This is a genomic window from Synechococcus sp. PCC 7335, from assembly GCF_000155595.1.
In the GTDB taxonomy this organism is placed as follows: domain Bacteria; phylum Cyanobacteriota; class Cyanobacteriia; order Phormidesmidales; family Phormidesmidaceae; genus Phormidesmis.
Window position 1 is genome coordinate 1 of sequence record NZ_DS989910.1, and the last position, 2,961, is coordinate 2,961.

Sequence of the window (2,961 nt, forward strand, 5' to 3'; positions counted from 1 at the left end):
TTCTTCAAAGGTAAGGGCCGAGTTAATCGCTTATGGAAGGCATCTGTGCTTGGTTAGCGATTAGGTCATCGAGTCCTTTGCCTTGTTTGGGAGACCATTGGGCGATGCTGACGTGGCAGCGTGCGTTGATTAGCAGTTGGCTAAAGCGGCTGATGGCGATACCGACGTGGCGGCGGGTGTTAGGTTTCTCGTCTTCGTCGAAGGCAAGGATGATCGGGCGCTCATTGCCGACGATGGCTTGGATGTCCGGGATGAGAACCGGGTCGATGGGGTTGCCGAGGCGGTCTTTGGAGCGGTAGCCGTTGTAGACGCCAGGAAGCGAAATGGTGGCGTAACCTGCGGTGAGGGCGGCGCCTGCTTTTTTTGCGCCTTCGGTGATGACGATGGGGGCTTTTGGGTTGGAGAGCCACCAGGACCAAAAGTTTCTATCTTGGTCTTCAGAGTTAGCGGCGTTGTGACGGTCTAGGACGAGGGCAAGGGTTTGGGCGTGGCTGAGGGCGTCGGCGTCGGGATAGATGTCGTGGACGGCCTGTTGTAGGCGGTACTGATAGTTAAGACCAAGCTCGTGGCGCTGGGCGATACCCAGTCCATCGGCCCAGGGAAGAGACAGGAAGAGGGCGCGGGTGCTTTGTTTGGCGGGCGCTTCGTATTTGATTACTTTGTCGGGATGCTTCCAGCTCGTTCTGGGGTTCTGGGGTTTGAACTGGCCCCAGTCCATTGGTTGCCAGTCGTTTAAGGGATCTAGGCCGGAGACCCACCAGCCCCCCTCCATGACATGGCTGTATCGCTGACGCAGTTTGATGACGGGAGTGGTGGCGTATTGGGTAGCGTGGCCTCCCATCTCGGCGATGGCGTGGTGGGTAAGCAGGTCTACGGCTTCATCGCCGTCGGTGTAGCGGACGTTGGCATAGATAAGGCGGTCGGTGGCTTGGCTGGTTCGCCATTCGATTAGGTGATCCGGGGGAGCTAGGTGCTCGGGAATCGATGCTTGAGGGCAGTCGCTGGTGGGATGGGATGGGGAAAGGACTGCGTAATCTAACGGGATCGGGTCGAGAAGGGTGACTTGGAAAGGGGTGTAAGCGCAGTTCTGATGAAATTGTTGGAAACTTTTTACATTGTCGAAACCCTTACGATTTGAAGGTTTTAAGGATTGCTTAGAAGTGTGATCGCATGGCTGCTTACGCAGATGCGAGAAATCGGGTACCATGAAAACAACGTACGGAGCCCCGCACGACATTGTTCCTGTCGCCCTTTGGGAAAACTCAATAACTGTCATGACGCCAATCTAGTCAGTTATCAAATTTTGAAGGCTACAGGATTTGCTTAACTCGTAACTGAAGAACGGTCTAAACCCTCGGGTTTGGGCCGTTTTTTAGTGTGTAATCCGAAATAAATCTTTTGTTGTTAACTCTCCTTTTTGGTTGCAACTGTAGTGACTTCTGCTGGTGGTATTTCTCCAGCTTCTCTTGCCTGTTTGATCGCAATTTCTAGGGCAATTGCGCCTACTGTTGCGATCGCTTGACCTCTGGCTGTTGCCCATCGAACCAATTCATCATGAACCGGATCGGGCAAAGTCAGGTGAACCCGCTTAGGCATGTCGTTTATGTAGTCACTACGCATTCAAATGTGCCACTAACGCTACTCTATAGCAACTTTTAAACAACCAGCTACTTCAAAGTTGCTTGCCAGTCACTTTGAAGTAGCTTAGCATTCTTTTAGCGATCGCACGTCGTAACATTTCGACTCGTTGTAGGGCGTTTCACGAAACGCCTGATCCGTTTAACGACCAGCTCAAATAAATTCAGAAACGCTTCGATGTCTGCTCAAAAACCAGCGTTTCAAGGAGGAGAACCCCCGTGTCAGTATCTATGCGTTTTGTGTGCGTTTCAGACGAGTCGCACGCCAAAGGCGTAGAAGTGTTACGCCATTCCAAAGATGACCCGGTGACCCCGTTTCAACTGCGCGAATTTGCCGCCATGATACGCGGTGGCCCAGTGCTCGCTGGAACGCTGCGCACCTGGCGCAACCGCATCGGTGTCAAACCCGACGCCGCAGGCTTCTATACAGTCGATGACCTTCGCCTGCTGGGTCGCTATCTAGAAGCGCTGGCCGTAGGCCGCACAACGACTCAATTTCTCAATCAGGAGTACGGAAAACATGCCTAAGACAGACCCTCGTAAAGCCAATCCTCAAGGCGCTTTCCAGCCCTCAAAGCCACAGGCCCTCAACACCGCCAGCACCGTTCAAGGTGAAGTCGTGGCCGTCGCCCAGCAGCTCGCCAGTGACGTATCCGCAGACGCATATGCTATCGGCCAACAGACCGCCGAGTACGTGAACCAGCAGGCGTTCAGCGCCTTTCTAGCAGGCTTCAACGAGGGGGCAGCGAAAGCGACTAGCCCTTTCTCAGCGCTGCACCAACAGCTATCAGCCTCGAAGCCCAAACCAATCAGTTTGTTCACGCCTGGTTCGACGAGTACGGCACTGCCCGCGAGCTGCCGTTACGACTATTGCTAGGTTTTTCATCTGGTTGCTCTGACTTGAGGTGATGGTTGAGTTCACCGGCTAGAGCGCGTTCAACGAGGCGCTTCTTGATCTGACTCATCAGGCCAGACTCACCGAGGATATCTTCAGTCGAGCTGCAATCTTCAAGCAACTCATCGAGCAGGTCGTCAACGCGGTTAGGTGCTTTTTTCTGGCGTACCATCGGGCGGTCTCCTTTTCTACTGGGGATGTTAGACCGCTTACACAAAATCATGGACACTCTCGACATAGAGTCACTTCAGCAGCGCCAGCGGTTTCGCTGGCGCTGTTCTTTTCTGCCCGGTTGCGATGAGTTTTGCCATGTTTACCCTTCCACCTTCTACCCTGCCTCGATCCATTTCTTTTTCTTCTACTGCTCGCCTTGGTCCTACTGCCATCGATCTTCGTTTCAATCTGATTTGTCTGGGCGTTCCCCTACGG

Annotated in this window: 5 protein-coding genes and 1 pseudogene; 3 read left to right on the forward strand and 3 right to left on the reverse strand. The window is 53.6% G+C overall.

Annotated elements, in window-relative coordinates; genetic code table 11:
- Positions 1-22: 22 nt before the first annotated feature.
- Positions 23-718 carry a DUF3854 domain-containing protein gene (locus S7335_RS28670; protein WP_198011506.1) on the reverse strand — a complete coding sequence of 232 codons (696 nt, stop codon included), beginning with the start codon at positions 716-718 and terminating at the stop codon, positions 23-25.
- Between the two features lie 57 nt (positions 719-775).
- Here S7335_RS28670 and S7335_RS28675 point away from each other — a divergent pair, with 57 nt between their 5' ends.
- Positions 776-952 carry a hypothetical protein gene (locus S7335_RS28675; protein WP_198011507.1) on the forward strand — a complete coding sequence of 59 codons (177 nt, stop codon included), beginning with the start codon at positions 776-778 and terminating at the stop codon, positions 950-952.
- Between the two features lie 452 nt (positions 953-1,404).
- On the opposite strand, the gene S7335_RS25520 is transcribed toward S7335_RS28675, so the two are convergent.
- Positions 1,405-1,596 carry a hypothetical protein gene (locus S7335_RS25520; protein ID WP_050766067.1) on the reverse strand — a complete coding sequence of 64 codons (192 nt, stop codon included), beginning with the start codon at positions 1,594-1,596 and terminating at the stop codon, positions 1,405-1,407.
- Between the two features lie 260 nt (positions 1,597-1,856).
- Between S7335_RS25520 and S7335_RS25525 the strand changes: the two genes are divergently transcribed.
- Both S7335_RS25525 and S7335_RS25530 read left to right on the forward strand, forming a co-directional pair.
- Positions 1,857-2,165, forward strand: a complete 309-nt coding sequence (locus S7335_RS25525) for a hypothetical protein (RefSeq protein ID WP_006458987.1) — start codon at positions 1,857-1,859, stop codon at positions 2,163-2,165.
- The gene (locus S7335_RS25530; protein ID WP_038020486.1) at positions 2,158-2,514 is read left to right on the forward strand and encodes a hypothetical protein; all 357 of its coding nucleotides are present in this window, start codon (positions 2,158-2,160) and stop codon (positions 2,512-2,514) included. The genes S7335_RS25525 and S7335_RS25530 overlap by 8 nt, the downstream gene beginning before the upstream one ends.
- On the opposite strand, the pseudogene S7335_RS27200 reads toward S7335_RS25530, so the two are convergent.
- Positions 2,486-2,704: pseudogene (locus S7335_RS27200) on the reverse strand (IS256 family transposase); the annotation flags it as partial. The gene S7335_RS25530 and the pseudogene S7335_RS27200 overlap by 29 nt on opposite strands.
- Positions 2,705-2,961: the final 257 nt, after the last annotated feature.